19 protein-coding genes are annotated in these 17,249 nt (G+C 61.7%); 9 read left to right on the forward strand and 10 right to left on the reverse strand.

Features of this window, described 5'->3' with window-relative positions:
* The first annotated feature begins 30 nt into the window (after nt 1–30).
* Complete coding sequence (locus CO655_RS16785) at nt 31–489, forward strand: helix-turn-helix domain-containing protein (protein WP_097665537.1); 459 nt, start codon at nt 31–33, stop codon at nt 487–489.
* Here the strand turns inward: CO655_RS16785 and CO655_RS16790 are convergent.
* The 5 genes from CO655_RS16790 to CO655_RS16810 form a co-directional block, all read right to left on the reverse strand.
* Complete coding sequence (locus CO655_RS16790) at nt 486–1,862, reverse strand: ATP-binding protein (protein WP_097604635.1); 1,377 nt, start codon at nt 1,860–1,862, stop codon at nt 486–488. The two genes, CO655_RS16785 and CO655_RS16790, sit on opposite strands and share 4 nt — an antisense overlap.
* Before the next feature lie 79 nt (nt 1,863–1,941).
* Nucleotides 1,942–2,643, reverse strand: a complete 702-nt coding sequence (locus CO655_RS16795; protein WP_004680166.1) for a response regulator transcription factor — start codon at nt 2,641–2,643, stop codon at nt 1,942–1,944.
* Nucleotides 2,644–3,135 carry a MarR family transcriptional regulator gene (locus CO655_RS16800; RefSeq protein ID WP_097604633.1) on the reverse strand — a complete coding sequence of 164 codons (492 nt, stop codon included), beginning with the start codon at nt 3,133–3,135 and terminating at the stop codon, nt 2,644–2,646. It abuts the gene before it with no gap.
* Between the two features lie 363 nt (nt 3,136–3,498).
* On the reverse strand, nt 3,499–3,768 hold the full coding sequence (locus CO655_RS16805; RefSeq protein ID WP_097605065.1) for a hypothetical protein: 270 nt from the start codon (nt 3,766–3,768) through the stop codon (nt 3,499–3,501).
* 293 nt (nt 3,769–4,061) lie between these two features.
* Nucleotides 4,062–4,679, reverse strand: a complete 618-nt coding sequence (locus tag CO655_RS16810; RefSeq protein WP_097665538.1) for a DUF1236 domain-containing protein — start codon at nt 4,677–4,679, stop codon at nt 4,062–4,064.
* 286 nt (nt 4,680–4,965) lie between these two features.
* Between CO655_RS16810 and CO655_RS16815 the strand changes: the two genes are divergently transcribed.
* Nucleotides 4,966–5,661, forward strand: coding sequence for an MBL fold metallo-hydrolase (locus tag CO655_RS16815; RefSeq protein ID WP_097665540.1), 696 nt, complete (start codon nt 4,966–4,968; stop codon nt 5,659–5,661).
* A gap of 3 nt (nt 5,662–5,664) precedes the next feature.
* On the opposite strand, the gene CO655_RS16820 is transcribed toward CO655_RS16815, so the two are convergent.
* From CO655_RS16820 to CO655_RS16835, 4 genes are all read right to left on the reverse strand, one after another.
* Nucleotides 5,665–6,006, reverse strand: coding sequence for a tRNA-binding protein (locus CO655_RS16820; protein WP_097604626.1), 342 nt, complete (start codon nt 6,004–6,006; stop codon nt 5,665–5,667).
* A gap of 11 nt (nt 6,007–6,017) precedes the next feature.
* Nucleotides 6,018–6,845: a pyrroline-5-carboxylate reductase gene (proC, locus tag CO655_RS16825; RefSeq protein WP_097604624.1), complete on the reverse strand. Its 828-nt coding sequence runs from the start codon at nt 6,843–6,845 to the stop codon at nt 6,018–6,020.
* A 1-nt stretch (nt 6,846) separates the two neighbouring features.
* Entirely contained in the window at nt 6,847–7,347 is a 501-nt protein-coding gene (locus CO655_RS16830; protein WP_004680153.1) for a YbjN domain-containing protein, read from the reverse strand.
* Between the two features lie 389 nt (nt 7,348–7,736).
* Nucleotides 7,737–7,997: an accessory factor UbiK family protein gene (locus CO655_RS16835; protein ID WP_064684479.1), complete on the reverse strand. Its 261-nt coding sequence runs from the start codon at nt 7,995–7,997 to the stop codon at nt 7,737–7,739.
* A 203-nt stretch (nt 7,998–8,200) separates the two neighbouring features.
* Between CO655_RS16835 and lgt the strand changes: the two genes are divergently transcribed.
* The 6 genes from lgt (at nt 8,201) to CO655_RS16865 (ending at nt 14,188) form a co-directional block, all read left to right on the forward strand.
* Nucleotides 8,201–9,049 (forward strand): prolipoprotein diacylglyceryl transferase, encoded by an 849-nt coding sequence (gene lgt / locus CO655_RS16840; protein ID WP_097665541.1) that lies wholly within the window; start codon nt 8,201–8,203, stop codon nt 9,047–9,049.
* Nucleotides 9,050–9,066: 17 nt separating this feature from the next.
* Nucleotides 9,067–10,167, forward strand: coding sequence for a class I SAM-dependent methyltransferase (locus CO655_RS16845; RefSeq protein ID WP_097665542.1), 1,101 nt, complete (start codon nt 9,067–9,069; stop codon nt 10,165–10,167).
* Between the two features lie 110 nt (nt 10,168–10,277).
* Nucleotides 10,278–11,072, forward strand: coding sequence for a peptidoglycan editing factor PgeF (gene pgeF / locus CO655_RS16850; protein ID WP_097665543.1), 795 nt, complete (start codon nt 10,278–10,280; stop codon nt 11,070–11,072).
* A 5-nt stretch (nt 11,073–11,077) separates the two neighbouring features.
* Nucleotides 11,078–12,229 carry a Xaa-Pro peptidase family protein gene (locus CO655_RS16855; protein WP_010035367.1) on the forward strand — a complete coding sequence of 384 codons (1,152 nt, stop codon included), beginning with the start codon at nt 11,078–11,080 and terminating at the stop codon, nt 12,227–12,229.
* 102 nt (nt 12,230–12,331) lie between these two features.
* On the forward strand, nt 12,332–13,150 hold the full coding sequence (locus CO655_RS16860) for a hypothetical protein (RefSeq protein ID WP_097665544.1): 819 nt from the start codon (nt 12,332–12,334) through the stop codon (nt 13,148–13,150).
* A gap of 105 nt (nt 13,151–13,255) precedes the next feature.
* Nucleotides 13,256–14,188, forward strand: coding sequence for a ribose-phosphate pyrophosphokinase (locus CO655_RS16865; protein WP_010035373.1), 933 nt, complete (start codon nt 13,256–13,258; stop codon nt 14,186–14,188).
* A 375-nt stretch (nt 14,189–14,563) separates the two neighbouring features.
* On the opposite strand, the gene CO655_RS16875 is transcribed toward CO655_RS16865, so the two are convergent.
* Complete coding sequence (locus tag CO655_RS16875) at nt 14,564–16,114, reverse strand: hypothetical protein (RefSeq protein ID WP_097604609.1); 1,551 nt, start codon at nt 16,112–16,114, stop codon at nt 14,564–14,566.
* A gap of 407 nt (nt 16,115–16,521) precedes the next feature.
* Between CO655_RS16875 and CO655_RS16880 the strand changes: the two genes are divergently transcribed.
* Nucleotides 16,522–17,130 (forward strand): 50S ribosomal protein L25/general stress protein Ctc, encoded by a 609-nt coding sequence (locus CO655_RS16880; RefSeq protein ID WP_097604606.1) that lies wholly within the window; start codon nt 16,522–16,524, stop codon nt 17,128–17,130.
* Nucleotides 17,131–17,249: the final 119 nt, after the last annotated feature.

Consider the following 17,249-nt stretch of genomic DNA (forward strand, 5'->3'; position numbering starts at 1 on the left):
ACCTCTTCTTCATTGGTTCCCGGCCCATGTATGTTCTATCGGTTCCAATCGAAAGAAGGCACCAACACGATCCATACGCACCTCGAGGTAACAAAGGTGGCCGGCGACACATTCGATTTCTGCAGCAACATGACGGATGAACAGGATGCGCGGGCGCGCGCCTTGATTGAGCGGGCGGCGGCGAAATGGCCGCTGCGCATACTGCACGTGCTCTCCGATGCCGGCGCGCCTTTACGTTTCTCGCGTCTGATGGAGCGGCTCGAGGGCATCAGTCAGAAAGTGCTGACGCAGACGCTGCGCACCCTCGAAAGCGACGGCCTCATCATCCGCACCCTCTATCCCGAGGTGCCGCCGCGGGTCGAGTATGAATTGACGCCGCTCGGCCGTGAGCTCCTCATGCAGGTCGCAACGCTCTGGCGATGGATCGTCGAGCGCCTCGGCGATTTCGATGCGCGCAACGCCGTAAAGCTCACGGCAACGAGTGTTTAAGCCGGAATGCGGATCGTCGCCCTCAAGCCTCCGAGCGGGCTGTCGCCGAGCGTGACGTTGCCGCCATGGCTGCGGGCAATGTCGCGGGCGATCGCAAGACCGAGCCCGGTGCCCGACGCATCGAGGTTGCGCGCCGCATCCAGCCGGAAGAACGGTTTGAACACGTCCTCGCGATTCTTCTCCGGAATGCCCGGCCCGTCATCGTCGAAAATAACAGTCAGCCATTTGGCGTTGTGCTTGGCTTCGATGTCGAGCCTATTGGCATAACGGCGCGCGTTGGAGGCCAGGTTGGTGACGAGACGCATGAAGGCGTTCGGCCTGACCGATATCTCGTCGTCGCCTTCGATCGAATAGGCGAATGTCTTGCCGTGCAGGGCGAAATCGGCTTCCAGTTTGGCGAAGATCTCGCTGAGCTTCAGCTCGCCGACATCCTCTTCGACCTCGCCGCGCGCGAAGGCCATATAAGCCTCCAGCATCGTCTGCATATCATTGACGTCATCATTCAGACCATGCAGGTCGGGATTGTCGCCGGCGAGCGCCAATTGCAGTTTGAAGCGGGTGAGGATGGTGCGCAGATCGTGGCTGACGCCGGAGAGCATCGCCGTGCGCTGCTCGATCTGCCGCTCGATGCGCTCGCGCATCAGAATGAAGGCAAGGCCGGCGCGCCGGACCTCGTCGGCGCCGCGCGGATAGAAATTGTCAGGCTTCTGCCCCTTGCCGAAGCTTTCCGCCGCCCGCGCCAGCATCAGGATCGGGCGTATCTGTCCCCGCAGGAAGAGGATCGAGATACCGATCAGCACCAGCGAGGTGCCGACCATCCAGACGATGAAGATATGAGTATTCGAGGCATAGGTCTGACTGCGTTTGGCCAGCACCCTGAGGATCTTGTTTTCCAGCTTGATGCGGATCTCGACCAGATTCGAGTTGCCGACCGTGTCGATCCAGAAGGGCCGGTGGATCTCGTCGTTGATCTCGTCGCTGAGGATGCCGTCAAGGATCGAGAAGAACGGCTTGACCCGCGGCGGCGGCAGGTCGCCGTCGGGCTCGATCGAGATTTGCAGGTTGAGCTGATCACGCGCGATGCGGATGATCTCGCTATAGTCCGAATTCTGCGGATAGGTCTCTACGATCTCGATGATCGCGGCGATGTCACGGGTGACGGCGAGCGACAGCCGCTCCGTCACCATCTGCCAGTGGCGCTCCATGAAGACGGCGGCGACGACGGATTGCAGGAGCACCATCGGGATGATGATGATCAGCAGCGAGCGTGCGTAAAGCCCGGTGGGCAATCGGCGCCGCAGCCAGCGGACGATCCAGCGCCAGCCCGCAGCAGGAGCGCGGTCTTCCCGCCGCAAGCTGTCCATTGTCGCCATCAGCCTCGGTCCTGGCCTTTCGGAGCATGGTGCCGGAAAGTGTGAACCGTCATCGGCATCATCTTCCGCTTCCTCAAATCTAATCGATGCTCAGCCGGTATCCGATGCCGCGCACTGTCTGCAGCCAGACGGGGTTGGCCGGATCCTCCTCGATCTTGCGCCTGAGCCGGTTGATCTGCACGTCGATCGTCCGCTCGCCGACCTCGGTGTCGTTGCCGATCAGTTCGTGCCGGGGGATCGTGTCGCCGGCGCGCCGCGCAAAGAGCAGCATGATTTCCTGCTCGCGGTCGGTGAGCCGGATCACCTCGCTGGCCTTCTTCAGCTCCTTGCGGGTCAAGGAGAAAGTATAGGGGCCGAACATGACCTGTTCGATCTTCAGCCCCTCACCGCCGGCGTTGCGGCGCAGGATGTTGTTGATGCGCAGCACCAGCTCGCGCGGATCGAAGGGCTTGGAGAGATAGTCGTCGGCGCCGGCCTCGAGGCCTTCGATGCGGTTGCCCGATTCCGCCAGCGCCGTCAGCATGATGATCGGCACGTTTTTGATGGCGCGAAGCCCGCGGGTGACGTCGATGCCGGATTCACCGGGCATCATCACATCCATGATGATGAGATCGAAATCGAGACCCGCAAGCTTGCGCTGCGCCTCGGCGCCGTCGGCCGCGACGGTGACGCGAAAACCGTTCTCCGCAAGATAACGATTGAGCAGCGCGCGGATGCGGGAGTCGTCGTCGACCACCAGCAGATGCGCCGCATCATCGGAAATACCTGTCTTGACCGCCATTCAATCCGCCTTCTTTCTGTCCCGCATGCCCCCGAGGAAGGCCTTCACCCCCTCCCGCACCTGCGCGGAGGCTCCTTCGAATGCCCGCTCAATGCGGCGCGATTGCGGCTCTGCAAGCGCAAGCGCCAGCTCGCGCCCCGATTTCGTCGGATAAAGCTTGCGCTGCCGCCGGTCCTCGGGCCCCGCCACCTGGCGAATATAGCCTGAATCGATCAGCTGTTTCAGCACCCTTGCAAGACTCTGCTTGGTGATCTTCAGCGTGTCGAGAAGATCGGCCACCGTCATGCCGGGATTGCGGTTGACGAAATGCACGACACGATGATGCGCCCGGCCGAAACCGCTCTTTTCGAGGATGGCGTCGGGATCGGAAACGAAGTCGCGATAAGCAAAGAAGAACAGCTCGATGATCTCGAAATCGATCGTCTCGGTATCTTCCATCGGCGTGGCCAGCGGCTCCGGCTTGCCCGCTTTCGAACCGGTCTGTCGTGACACTCGGCTTTCCTTTCTTTTCCCCGCACTGCGGGACATTTTCGCGGGGATAGGTCAGTTTATTGACTTAAATTTGCGTCGCTGCTGGCTTTCCGAACTCTGCGGCAGCCCCGCACGGAGTTTTCTCTGCTGGCATTTTCTTGGAACCAAGGCCCATCCGGCGCAACGCGCAATTTCCCCCTGCGTCTGTTGGATAAAACGTAATGGGGACAACAATCAACAGGCATGGCGCGTGAAGCGCCGGAGGTGTCAGGCCGATCGCCTGGCGCGGCAGCGGGATGATGGGCGGTTCGGCGCAGGCCGACTGCATTCTATCCGGCGGCGATCGCCACCGGATAAGCTCTTCACGTGATCGGTGCGGTCGGGCTACCTATGCGCCCGCGCCATTACCAGTCCGGCGAGCGTCGAGAGAATGCCGCCGCCGATCAGGCCGCCGATACCGTCGGCGATCAGCCCGGTCGCTGCGACGTCCCCGCCGACCATGCCGAGCAGCATGCCGCCGCCGACACCGCCGATCGCGCCGGCGATCGTACGGGCAACGACATTGATCGCATGCTGCTTCAAGGCGGCGCTGGCAGCGTTGCCGCCGATGGCACCGGCAATCAATTGGACGATGAACGGAAGTAGCGCTTCCATGATTTCCTCCTTGGCGATCTCCCCGATCGCCGTCATATGCCGAACCTTCGGCATATTAGTATTTTAGCATATTCAAAAACAAAAAGGAGAAAAATCAACCGATGCGGGATTAAGGCGGAGAGATCGACAGCGAACAAAAGCGATCAGTCGACGGCCTGCAGACTGCTGACAAAATCGGCCTACGCTTCTTTCGTCAACTCGGGCTTGTCCCGAGCATCTGCTTCCGTTTGAAATCGAGGTGTCATCAAACTAAAGGCGGCCCGTAGGCCGCCTTCGTTCAAATTCCGATCACGTCATTCATAGACATAGACGATCCGGCGCGTGCCGGGATCGACCAGCACGGGACGGTCGTTGATCCTGGTATAGCGGTATTCATAGTCGGGGATGGTCTGGAATGTGACATCACCCGGCACCTCCGCACCGACGACGACATCGCCGCCGAGCCGCACCGTCTCGGTTGGATTGGTTTCGATATAGGTGCGCACCGTCTCCGGCGGAGCGATGGTCTCGACAGCCCCGACCGGGCCGAGCAGTTCGTCGCCTGGCGCCGGCTGCGGATCAGCCGGGACGACGCTGGCGGTCGACTCGTAAGTGACGACGGGAACGCCGATTTCGGCGCGGTGCTGCTCGACGATCACCTGGTTGCCGCCATAATCCATCTGCAGATAATCGGCATAGACCCAGCCGCGCATGCCATTGACGTCGACGCGGCACCAGCGGCTGCCTTCGATGCAGCCATCGAGCACTGCGGTCGAGCCGCGGGTAGCAAGGCCGACTGTCGGATATTGCGGACCCGGACCTGCGCGGACGTTGAGGTCGTTGACCGTGGTCGCGACCATCTCCGCCTGCGCCAGACCGCCGGTCGCCAGGAGCACGGCTCCAGCCAGTAGGATGTTTCTCTTCAAGGTCATGTGAGCGTCTCCTTGGTTTCGATGGCCGGACAACGCGCGGCGTTCCACGATGTTCCCCTCGGCTGCGCCCGACAAATGGGCGGCCCCAGAGAGCCGCGTACAAGCATTTGAAAAATCTGGAAAAAACCTGTTTCAACCGCTACATGGGGATAGCGGAGAACCCCATAAATTTGTGTTGCAGCTTGTCTTTTTGCCGTGAAACAGCCCGCGCCAGCAGCAGATTTCGGCTGTCCTTGCCGCCGTTTCGAACTATACCTGAGCACCCGAGACACCAAGCGAGGCACTTATGGGCATGCTCCAGGCCGGCATCATTCCGGTGACACCTTTTCAGCAGAACTGCACGGTCTTCTTCGATCCCGACACCCAGGAAGGCGTCGTCGTCGATCCGGGTGGCGACGTACCGCTCATTCTCCAGGCGATCGAGAAAAGCGGCCTGACCATCAAGGAAATCTGGCTGACCCACGGCCACCTCGACCATGCCGGCGGCGCCAAAGAGTTGAAGGAAGCCCTCGGCGTCGACATCGTCGGCCCGCACCAGGACGACCTGCCGCTGTTAGAGCGCATCGAGACCCAGGCGGCGAACTACGGCATATCAGGATTGCGCAACGTCCTGCCCGACCGTTGGCTCAAGGATGGCGACAAGGTTTCGTTCGGCGCCCACGAGTTTGAGGTCTATCACGCACCCGGCCATGCCCCCGGCCATGTCATCTATTTCAATCGCGCCCAGAACTTCGCCCATCTCGGCGACGTGCTCTTCAACGGCTCGATCGGCCGCACCGACCTGCCGGGCGGCAATCATCAACAGCTGCTGGATTCGATCCGCGACAAAATCCTGCCGCTCGGCGACGAGGTCGGCTTCATCTGCGGCCACGGCCCTGGCAGCCGCATCGGCGATGAACGGCGCAGCAATCCGTTTCTGCAGGAGATCAGAGCGCGTGACGGCTCGGATGCGGGCAAATCGGGGGAAGATAAAAGGCTCTAAGGCTCACATCATCTTCTGGCCGTTCGGCACCGGCCGCTCGACCGCGGCGAGCACGATCGCGCCGTTCTCATCCGCAAATCCCAGCGTCAGCACTTCCGAGCGGAACGGCCCGATCTGGCGTGGCGGGAAGTTGACTACGCCAAGGACCTGCCGGCCGATCAGCCTTTCCGTCGTATAATGCTCGGTGATTTGCGCCGAGGATTTTTTCATGCCGATGTCGGGGCCGAAATCGATGACCAGCTTGAACGCCGGTTTGCGCGCTTCCGGAAAGGGACTGGCCTCGACGACCGTGCCGACACGGATGTCGACACGATCGAAATCGGCGTAGGTGATCTCTTCGGCCATAAGGGGCTCCGTCAGCCGGCCAGTTCCTCGGCCCGCTTGCGCGCTGCCGCGAGTGCCTTATCGAACAAAGGCTGCATGCCGTTTTCGGCCATCAGCACCGCCAACGCCGCCGCCGTCGTGCCGCCCGGAGAAGTCACGTTCTGCCGCAGCCGCGAAGCATCGTCGGGGGACTGGTGCAAGAGTTCACCAGCCCCCGCGACAGTTTCCCGCGCAAGACGCATGGCGAGGTCCGCCTGCAGGCCGAGCTTACGGCCCGCCTCCGCCATACATTCGACGAGATAGAAGACATAGGCCGGGCCACTGCCGGAAAGCGCCGTCACGGCATCGATATCGGCTTCCGCAGGCACCCATTCGACCGGGCCGGAGACGCGCAGAAGCGAATGGACGCGCTCACGCTGCTGATCGCTGACCGCTGAATTGGCATAGGCCCCGGTGACGCCACGGCCGACCATGGCCGGCGTGTTCGGCATGGCCCGTACCATGGCGGCTTTCCCGAGATGCTTTTCGAGAAAACCGAGCGTCTTGCCGGCAGCGACCGAGACGACGACCGTCTCCGGCCCGACAGCGCTTTTCACCGCCGGCAACACCGCATCCATCACCTGCGGCTTCACCGCAAGGAACAAGACTCCTGCCTTCAACGCTGCCGGAAGCGCCGCGACATGGGTCGCTCCCGCCTCGCCGATCGTCGCCAGCATCGCCGGCGACGGGCCGGGATCGACGACGATGACGGCCGAGCCCGGAACGCCGCTCTTCAGCCAGCCGGAGAGCATCGCGCCGCCCATATTGCCGGCGCCGATCAGAACGACGGGATGCTTCGAGGAGAAAGCCTTGGCTGGCATCTTATGCCTCGCCGACCGTTTCGAACAGCACGGCTTCCATTGCCTTGGCCGCATCCATGCCGGACCAGACGACGAACTGGAAAGCCTGGAAATAGGCCTCGCACGTGTCGAGCGCGCTGGAAAGCAGCACCTCCACCTGGCGGTTGGTCGGCTCGGCGCCGCCGGCAAGCAGCAGCGACTGCCTGAAGATGACGACGTCTTCCTGGCGCCAGAGGTCGAAATGCCCCATCAACACCTGCCCGTTGATCGCCGAGAGCAGCTTGACCACCTCGTTGACCCGGATGTCGGGGACCTTGATATCGAAGGCGCAGCCAAGATGCAGCGCCTCGAATTCCTCCATCCAGGAGAAGGAGACATGATAGTCCGCCCAGCGCCCCTCGACCGTCATCGCGATCTCGTCCTCGCCGGACCGTTCGAACGACCAGTCATTGTTGGAGGCCACGTACTCGATCATATCGACCGGGTTCGACTGACGCTCGACTTCCAATTCCATCAGGTTCATGCAGCACCTTCTTGACCGGAATGAATGCGACCTAACTTCGTGTACGAACACAAGAAAGACACACGCAAATACCGGAAACTACCACCGGATGATCGTTGAACCGCTACCAGACTTAACGCAGATAACCTGCCCGGAGCTTACCAAGTCGCTTCGAATCATCATTTAAAATCAGTGTATAATGACCCTTGCCACCTGCCAGCCCCCTGAGCGGAAAATAGGGCGCGGCCACTGTGGAAAGCACTTCGAAACTCAATTCAGAAGGGAGAATAAGCGACTCTGCGTATTGGCTTTTTTGGCAGTGTCCACAGGTGGAAAACTCACCTGAATTTTTTGTGACAGACACGGCATGGGGCAATGAGGCCATGCCGCGTCTCGCTTTCTGTCGGAACTCAGTGGCCTTCGCCGGCAAGCCTTGCTTCCAACGCCGCGATGCGGGCGGCGAGCGCCTCGTTTTCGTCGCGTGCCTTGATCGCCATCTCGCGCACGGCCTCGAATTCCTCGCGCTTGACGACGTCCATGCTGTTCAGCCAACGCTCGGCCTGGGCGTTGAAAGCCGTCTCGATCTCCTTGCGGACTCCCTGGGCAGCACCTGCCGCGTCGGTCATCAGCTTGGCGAACTCATCCATGATGCGGTTCGTTCCGGTCGTCATGGCGTTTTTCTCCCTTCGGATGCGGTGAATTCGACCCTTCCGGGCCTCGAAGATTGAGGTAGGGCTTCGCCATCGGCGATGCAAGCGCTTTGCACGGGATAGTCCTCGCCGGACCGGGCTGCGAAAGCGAGATCACGAACAATGGACTTGACCGTCCGGGATCGCAGCGGCATGTTCCGCCGACTTCAACGGATGGGAAAACCTTGCCGATAGCCGCCGATCTCCTTGCCATCATGCCTTTCCCGGACATCGATCCGATCGCCTTTTCGATCGGTCCGCTGGCGATTCACTGGTACGGTCTCGCCTATGTCGCCGGCATTCTGCTCGGCTGGGCCTATGCCCGCCGCATCGCCGCCAACGACAGTCTCTGGCCCGGCAACGCGTCGCCGATATCAAGGGTGCAGCTCGACGATTTCATCGTCTGGGCAGCCCTCGGCGTCGTACTCGGCGGTCGCCTCGGCTATATTTTCTTCTATGATCTCGCAGCCGTCCTGCATGATCCCGTGCGTGCGGTTCAGATCTGGAACGGCGGCATGTCGTTCCATGGCGGCCTGGCCGGCACGACGATCGCCATGATCCTCTTTGCCCGCCGCCACGCCATTCCGATCTGGAGCCTGTTCGACATCGTCGCCACGGTCGTTCCCTTCGGACTGTTCTTCGGCCGCATCGCCAATTTCATCAATGGCGAACTCTGGGGCCGGTTGACCGACGTGCCCTGGGCCGTGGTCTTCCCGACCGGCGGTCCGTTCGCCCGTCACCCGAGCCAGCTCTACGAGGCCGGCCTCGAAGGCATCGTCCTGCTTCTGGTTCTGGCCGCCCTCGTCTACGGCATGCGCGCGCTGAAAAGCCCCGGCTTCGTCACCGGCGTCTTCGTCTGCGGCTATGCGCTGTCGCGCATCTTCGTCGAATTCTTCCGCGAGCCCGACGCCCAGCTCGGCTACCTCCTCGGCACCACCTGGCTGACCATGGGCATGGTTCTCTCCTCGCCGATGATCCTGCTCGGCCTCTGGGCGATGCTGCGTGCCCGTCGCCAGGCTGCGCTGCAGCTCTGACACGGCGGATAAACGACATGAACACCGCTCTCGGCGAAAAGATCAAGGCGATCATCCAGGCCAACGGCCCGATCAGCGTCACCGATTATTTCTCGCTCTGCCTCGCCGATCCCGAACATGGCTATTACCGCACCCGCGAGCCCTTCGGCCGTTCCGGCGACTTCGTCACCGCGCCGGAGGTCAGCCAGATCTTCGGCGAAATGATCGGCGTCTTCATCGTCCATGCCTGGCAGCGCCACGGCACGCCGGCGGATGTGCGCCTCGTCGAGATCGGGCCCGGCCGCGGTACGATGATGGCGGACATGCTGCGCGTCATCGCTCGCATCGCCCCGCCGCTTTTCGACACCATGAGCGTGCATCTTGTCGAAACCAGCGAGCGTCTGCGCGACGTCCAGAGCCAGACGCTCGAAGCCTATGGCGAGAGAATCGCCTGGCACGACGGCTTCGACGAAGTCCCGCCCGGCTTCACCCTGATCGCCGCCAATGAATTGTTCGACGCGATCCCGATCCGCCAGTTTGTCCGCACGCAGACAGGCTTCCGCGAGCGCATGGTCGGGCTCGACGCCGACGGCGAGCTGACCTTCGCAGCCGGTGTCGCCGGCCTCGATCCCGCGCTGCTTCCCGAACCGGTGCAGAACCTGCCACTCGGCACGCTCTTCGAGATTTCCCCTGCCCGCCAGGCGGTGATGATGGCGATCTGCGAGCGGCTTCGCGCCTTCAGCGGCACGGCGCTGGTCATCGACTACGGCCATCTCGTCACCGGTTTCGGCGATACGCTGCAGGCGGTGCGCATGCATGAATTCGACCCGCCGCTTGCCCATCCCGGCGAAGCCGATCTGACGAGCCATGTCGATTTCCAGCAGCTCGCCGAAACGGCGCTGACATCAGGCCTGCATCTGAACGGCGCCCTGCACCAGGGCGACTTTCTGACCGGCCTCGGCATTCTCGAGCGCGCCGCCGCTCTCGGGCGCGACCGCGAACCACAGACGCAGCAGGTCATCCAGACGGCGGTCGACAGGCTTGCCGGCGCCGGTGAAGGCCGGATGGGCGAACTCTTCAAGGTCATGGCCGTCTCGCACCCGGCCGTCGATCTCATGCCCTTTCGTCCGGTGGATTGACAGGGCGCACGCGGCTGAGCCAACATCCCCGCGAACAGCAACTTGAAGCGCGCCGCCGATGCGATGCGCTCGGGACAATAACAAACCTCTCGAAAAGCCCGGAATCACAGATGCAGGACGCGGCCTCTCCCGCACCGATCGAAAGCGCGCTGCTGAACGAGGCGGCCGGCGCCGCCATCCGCCACGGTTATTTCACCCGCGCCGGCGGTGTTTCCGAAGGGATCTATCGCGGTCTCAATGTCGGCCTCGGCTCCAGCGACGAGCGTGGCAAGGTGATGGAAAACCGCCGCCGCGTCGCCGCCTGGTTCGATCTGCCGATCGAGCGGCTGGCAACCGTTCATCAGGTGCATTCTCCCGATGTCGTGACGATCGGCGCCGACTATGACGGCGCTCGCCCCGATGCCGATGCGATGGTGACGGCAGTCCCCGGCATTGTGCTTGGCGTGCTGGCCGCCGATTGCGGCCCCATCCTCTTCGTCGATCCCGAAAATCGCGTCATCGGCGCGGCCCATGCCGGCTGGAAGGGTGCGCTGACCGGCGTGCTCGAAAACACTGTCGCGGCCATGGAAGCCCTGGGTGCCGACCGCGGCAGTATACTGGCCTGCCTCGGCCCCTCGATCAGCCAGGAGAGTTACGAAGTCGGACCGGAATTCGTCGATCGCTTCATCGCCGAAAATCCCGATTACGAGCGCTTCTTCATGCCTTCGGCAACGCCGGGCCACGCTATGTTCGATCTGCCGGCACTGACCATCGACAGGCTGACCCGGGCCGGCGTTCGGGCCGAAGGCCTCGGCCTCTGCACCTATCCGGACAGCGAGCGCTTCTTTTCCTATCGCCGGACGACACATCGCAAGGAGCCGGACTACGGCCGCCAGATTTCAGCGATATCAATCAGGGAGACTTGAGCAGAATGGCACTGCACTTCGAAAAGGCCGAGTTCGCAAGCCGACTTGCGCGCCTCACCGAGAAGATGAAGGAAGAAAAGCTCGACGCCCTGCTGCTCTTCGCCCAGGAAAGCATGTACTGGCTGACCGGCTACGACACCTTCGGCTACTGCTTCTTCCAGACGCTCATCGTCAAGAGCGACGGCACCATGGCGCTGATCACCCGCTCGGCCGATCTTCGCCAGGCCAAGCACACATCGATCCTTGAGGACATCCATATCTGGGTCGACAGGGTCAATGCCGATCCGACGCTCGACCTGAAGAACCTGTTGGTCGAGATGGATCTGCTCGGCGCCCGCATCGGCGTCGAATATGATACGCACGGTATGACCGGCCGCGTCGCCCGCCTGCTCGACGCGCAGTTGACCACCTTCGGCCAGATCGTCGACGCCTCCTATCTCGTCAGCCGTCTTCGCCTGATCAAGAGCCCGACCGAGGTCGCCTATGTCGAACGGGCTGCAGACCTCGCCGACGACGCGCTCGACGCCGCGATCCGGCTGACGAAACCAGGCGCCGACGAGGCCGACATCCTCGCCGCCATGCAGGGAGCGATTTTTTCCGGCGGCGGTGACTATCCCGCCAACGAGTTCATCATCGGTTCCGCGGCCGACGCGCTGCTCTGCCGCTACAAGGCCGGCCGCCGCAAGCTCGACGCCAATGACCAGCTGACGCTCGAATGGGCCGGCGCCTACGCGCATTATCATGCCGCCATGATGCGCACGATCGTCATCGGCGAGCCGCTGCAACGCCATCGCGAGCTCTACAATGCCTGCCGCGAAACCATCGAAGCGATCGAGACCGTGCTGAAGCCCGGCCACACCTTCGGCGACGTCTTCGATATGCATGCCAGGATCATCGACGAGCGCGGCCTCGCCCGCCACCGGCTGAATGCCTGCGGTTATTCGCTCGGCGCCCGCTTCTCGCCCTCCTGGATGGAGCATCAGATGTTCCATGTCGGCAATCCGCAGCCGATCGAGCCGAACATGTCGCTCTTCGTGCACATGATCATTGCCGATTCCGATACGGGAACCGCGATGACGCTCGGACAGACCTATCTGACGACGGCGGATGCGCCGCGCGCACTGTCTCGTCATCCGCTCGATTTTATCGGCCTTTGAAGCCCGGGATTGACGGATGAGAATCCGGAATTGACAGACGACCATCCCCGCCCGCATAAATTCGGGCGGGCTGATGCGATTGTGGGAAGGACGGATCACGGGATGACGCGAGCTGCGACTGTGCCCACGCTCCTGTTCGTCATGGCCCTGCTCACCGCCTGCAATACCACCGACGCGCTGACGCCGCAGGTCGGCATCGGCGAATCCTCCGGAGGCGCGCCGTCAAGCCCGGTGACCCAGCGTGAGGCCGAAGGTTTGGCGGGCACACGTCAACCGGTTTTCGCCGCAGGCTCGCAGCCGAATGGCTATCATCCGGCCTATAATCAATCGCAGGGAACCTATCGGCCGGGCAGCGGCGCCCCGCCGACAACGATGCAGGAACAGGCCGACGCCCTGTCGAGGAACAGCACCTCGCCCGCCGCCTCCGCCCCGATCGAGGGACAGGCGCTGCCGCCGGCGGCCGCCGGTGCCGGGTCTCAGGCACAGTCCGGCCAGACGCTCGACGCACAGCCGCAACAGACCGCCGCCCTCACGCCCGGCGCCTCTTCCGCCCGCGGCAATACCGTGCGCTTCCTGCCGATCATCGGCGCGCCGGTGCAGGCCGTCACGCCGCTTTCGCGCCAGCTCGGCGCCGAGGCGCGGGCGCACGGCCTTTCCATCAAGAGCTCGAACGATGCGAGCAGCGACTACATCCTCAAAGGCTATCTCTCCGCCTTCAGCGACGACGGCAAAGTCACCGTGGTCTATGTCTGGGACATTCTCGACAGCGGCGGCGCCCGCCTGCACCGCATCCAGGGGCAGGAAAGCGTGCCGACGGCCGCGGCCGATCCCTGGGCGGGCGTTCCGGCTTCGGTGATGCAGCAGATTGCCTCGAAAACCATGGCGGAATTCACCTCCTGGCGGCAGACACAGGGCGGTTAGTCACAAACTTTTTGCAAATATCAAAGCCTGTGGCGCCTTTGCCCTTGCATTCACGGGGAAGCTGACTAAAAAGCGCGGCTATCAGCGCATAACAGGCGGACCAACATGAAGGTTTTCGCAGGCAATTCGAACCGGCAACTCGCCGAAGCGATCTGCAACTATCTCAACGTTCCCTTGGGGAAAGCCAGTGTCCGAAGGTTTGCCGATCAGGAAATCTTCGTGGAAATCCAGGAAAACGTTCGCGGCGAGGACGTTTTCCTCGTGCAGCCCACGTCCTATCCTGCCAACGACCATTTGATGGAACTGCTGATCATGATCGACGCCATGCGTCGTTCGTCGGCCCGCCGCATCACGGCCGTCCTTCCCTATTTCGGCTATGCCCGCCAGGACCGCCGCGCCTCCGGCCGTACACCGATCTCGGCCAAGCTCGTCTCGAACCTGATCACTGAAGCTGGCGCCGACCGCGTCATGACGCTCGATCTCCACGCCGGTCAGATCCAGGGCTTCTTCGATATCCCGACAGACAATCTTTACGCGCTGCCGGTCCTGACGCGCGACATCAAGAGCCACTATGACCTCAGCAACGTCATGGTCGTCTCGCCTGACGTCGGCGGCGTCGTTCGCGCCCGCGCGCTCGCCAAGCGGCTGGACTGTCTTCTGTCGATCGTCGACAAGCGTCGCGACCGGCCGGGTGAATCCGAAGTCATGAACATCATCGGCGACGTCACCGGCAAGGACTGCCTGCTGATCGACGATATCGTCGATTCCGGCGGCACGCTCTGCAATGCGGCCGATGCGCTGCTCGCCAAGGGCGCCTCCAGCGTCACCGCTTATATCACCCACGGCGTGCTGTCGGGCGGCGCCGTCACCCGTGTCACCTCGTCCAAGCTGCGCGAACTTGTTATCACCGACTCGATCCAGCCGACGACGGCCGTGCAGTCCGCCCATAATATCCGCGTCGTGACGACCGCTCCGCTGATCGGCGAAGCCATCAGCCGTACGAGCCAGGAAGAATCCGTCTCCAGCCTGTTCGACTGAAATGAGCCGGCATTCGACCGGCTCTTTCAATTTCTGCATCAGATGGACCAGGCTATTACCACGCATGCTCACCGAGCAGCATGAATTGCTGGAAACGAAAGCCCAGAATAAACCGTCGTTCCGATCGTCTGGCGAAGCTTGTCACGTAAGGCGCAATTCCGTTCTCTACTCGGCGTCCTCCTCGGCCTTGTGCCGAGGATCTGCTGCCCTATCGACCGACGGCAGATGTTCGGGACAAGCCCGAACATGACGAAAGAGGGGTTTGCTGATTTTGTCGGCAGTCTGAGGCCGACTTTGTGCCGGCTTTTTTGTGGTCAAAAAGCTGAGGCCGGCACAAGGCCGGCCTCTTTTCTTTCCTATCCCGATTGATAACGCTCAAGGCTGCTGCGGCGGCGCAGGCACCGCGTCCTGGCCCTGATCCGGTTCCTGCTCCTGGTCTGGCTCCAGCCCCTGATCTTGATCTTGATCCAGACCGTCCGCTTCCTTGACCACCTGTCCGTTGACGGCGATCGCGCCGTCGCGGCTGATGCTGATGTCCCAGCGCGAGCGTCCGTCCGCATCGGTCTTGGCGAAACCCTTCACCATCATGATGCCGAAGGAAACCTGGTTGAGATCGGGATCGGTCTTGGCGAGTTCCTGAACCGCGGCGATCGTCTTGTCGAGATCCCGGGCAAGGATCGTCGCCTCCATCGAATAATCCTTCTCGGTATCGACGCGACCTTCGATCTTGCCCGTCATGTCGACGTCATAGACACCCGACTTGGCGCTGATCTTCGGAAATTCGACGGCGAGCCGGCCGTCACGGAAGAGCTTCTTCGCCATTTCCTCGCCGCTCTTTTCCGGCGCTTCATCCTTGAAATCCACCGCCATCAAGGCGTCGCCAAGGCTGGCGAAGTCCAGATTCGGAACGGCGAGCTGCAGATCGAAGCTGGTCGGCATGAAAGCCGAATAGTTCGGCGGCATCAGCGGGGTGTCGAGGCTGATGTCTTGCGCGTTCATACCGAAGCCGAAACGCATGGCGTCGCTCGGCCCGTCCATGGCCACGTTATAGCCGAACTGCTTGACGCCGCCATTGCCCACCTGGGTGCTGACGGTCAGATTGCTAACTCCGATCGTCTCGCTGAACGAGGCAAGAAGCGGAAAGGCTTCCTTGAGGATTCCCTTCACCTTGGCGCTGTTTTCGGGGCTCAACTCCTTCTCGTCGGCATGATCGAGAATGAAGAAGATTATCTCGCGGATCTGCTTGGCCGGCAGGCCATTCACCTTGGCCTCGACGTCGATCGAATCGGCACGGATTTCGACAGGCGGCATTTGCGCGCCGGAAACCCGCTCGATGAAATTCGAAGCCGAGCCGCTTCCCACGAGGTCAATGCGTCCGTTGCCGCCCGCGCTGTCCGTCGAACTCAGCTTCTGATCCATGCTGGCGAAGCTGGCAATGACTTCCTCGGTCTCAGACTTGCTGGTGAGCTTGATGTCCTTGGCCGTGGAGGTGCCGGAGCGCAAATAGCTGATCGCCGGATCGAAGACGCCGGTATAGACAAGCGAAGCGATGGAGTAGGAGAAATCCGTCGGCTTTTGGTCGGGACCTTTGAAATGGCCTGAGACCTCGAACTTGTTGTCGCCTTCGATATTCCAGAGCCCGCTGTCGAGGGGGGTGACGAATGTCGAGAACGGTGTCAGTCCCTTGATGGCGAATTTCGACGGATCGGCTTTGGAAAGCAGCTTCGCCAGATCGTAGATGACCTCGTAGCGTGTGCCCGCCGGCTTGACAGCGATCAAGCCGCTCTTTGCCAGATCCTCGGGAAGCAGCTTCGTCAGATTATCTCTGAGCGTATTGGCGCCGTTCTGGTTGATCTCGACACCCTGGGCGGTGGTGACAAGGCAAAGTGCCAGCAAGCTCGTTGCCGTGACAAGTTTGGGACGCATAGTCAAATTTCTCCTCAGCCGCTTTTTGAATGCGGCATCCAAAGAGGGGAAGCCCTGAGATGTCAACCTAGGCCGTAACGGGGAACGGTGATTTTGTTGCGCTTCCGGCCGCTCATTTCGGCGCAAAGACGAAGTTCGGCTCTCGGACACCTCGTAGGGCTTGCCGCTCGGTGCCCGACGACCGCTACGATGCAAGGCATGGCCTCGGTTTGGCGGACCGTCTATACCCTCGAAAACAGCCTGAATCCGCAACTTGCGTTTCCGAGCGACTTATAATATAGGCCACCGGTCCGTGTAGACACCCTTGGAGGCAACGCGGATGAGGATGGGGAAACCCGCCTCCGGTTCGACGGAACAAGGCTTTTGCCCGCCGACGAACTCTCCAAATAACCTCGAAAGGAATAGCCATGAGCCAGGAAACTTACGAGCTCAAGGCCGAGGCGCGCGAACGGGTTGGTAAGGGGTCCGCCCGTGAACTTCGCCGCAACGGTTTGATCCCCGCTGTCATCTATGGTGACAAGCAGGCCCCCATTGCCATCGCTCTCAACACCAATGAGGTGACGAAGCGCATTCATGCCGGTGGTTTCATGACCACCGTGGCAACGATCGAAGTCGACGGCAAGAAGTACAAGGTTCTGCCGAAGGACTATCAGCTCGATCCGGTCCGCGATTTCACGATGCATGTCGACTTCCTGCGCGTCTCCGGCAACACCCAGGTGAGCGTCGAAATCCCCGTTCACTTCATCAATGAAGAGAAGTCCCAGGGGCTCAAGGTCGGCGGCGTTCTGAACATCGTTCGCCACGAAGTCGAAGTTCATTGCCCGGCCGACGCGATCCCGGAATTCTTCAACGTTGACCTCAGCGGCAAGAAGATCGGCGACAGTATCCATATTTCGGAACTCACCCTGCCGAAGGGCGTGACCCCGGTCATCGACCGCGACTTCACGATCGCGACCATCATTGCCCCGGCTGCCGGCGTCGACGAGACCGCCGCTGAAGGCGAAGCCGAAGCCTGATCGCTTCGACCAAGTTGTAAAGCATACGGCCCGCTTTCCCGTGAAGTGGCCCCTGAAAGGTTGTCGTCCAACTTTCAGGAGCCAGTTCACTGGGAAAGCGGGCTTTTCATTGCCCGGAA

Source organism: Rhizobium sp. M1, from assembly GCF_002531805.1.
GTDB lineage: Bacteria > Pseudomonadota > Alphaproteobacteria > Rhizobiales > Rhizobiaceae > Rhizobium > Rhizobium etli_C.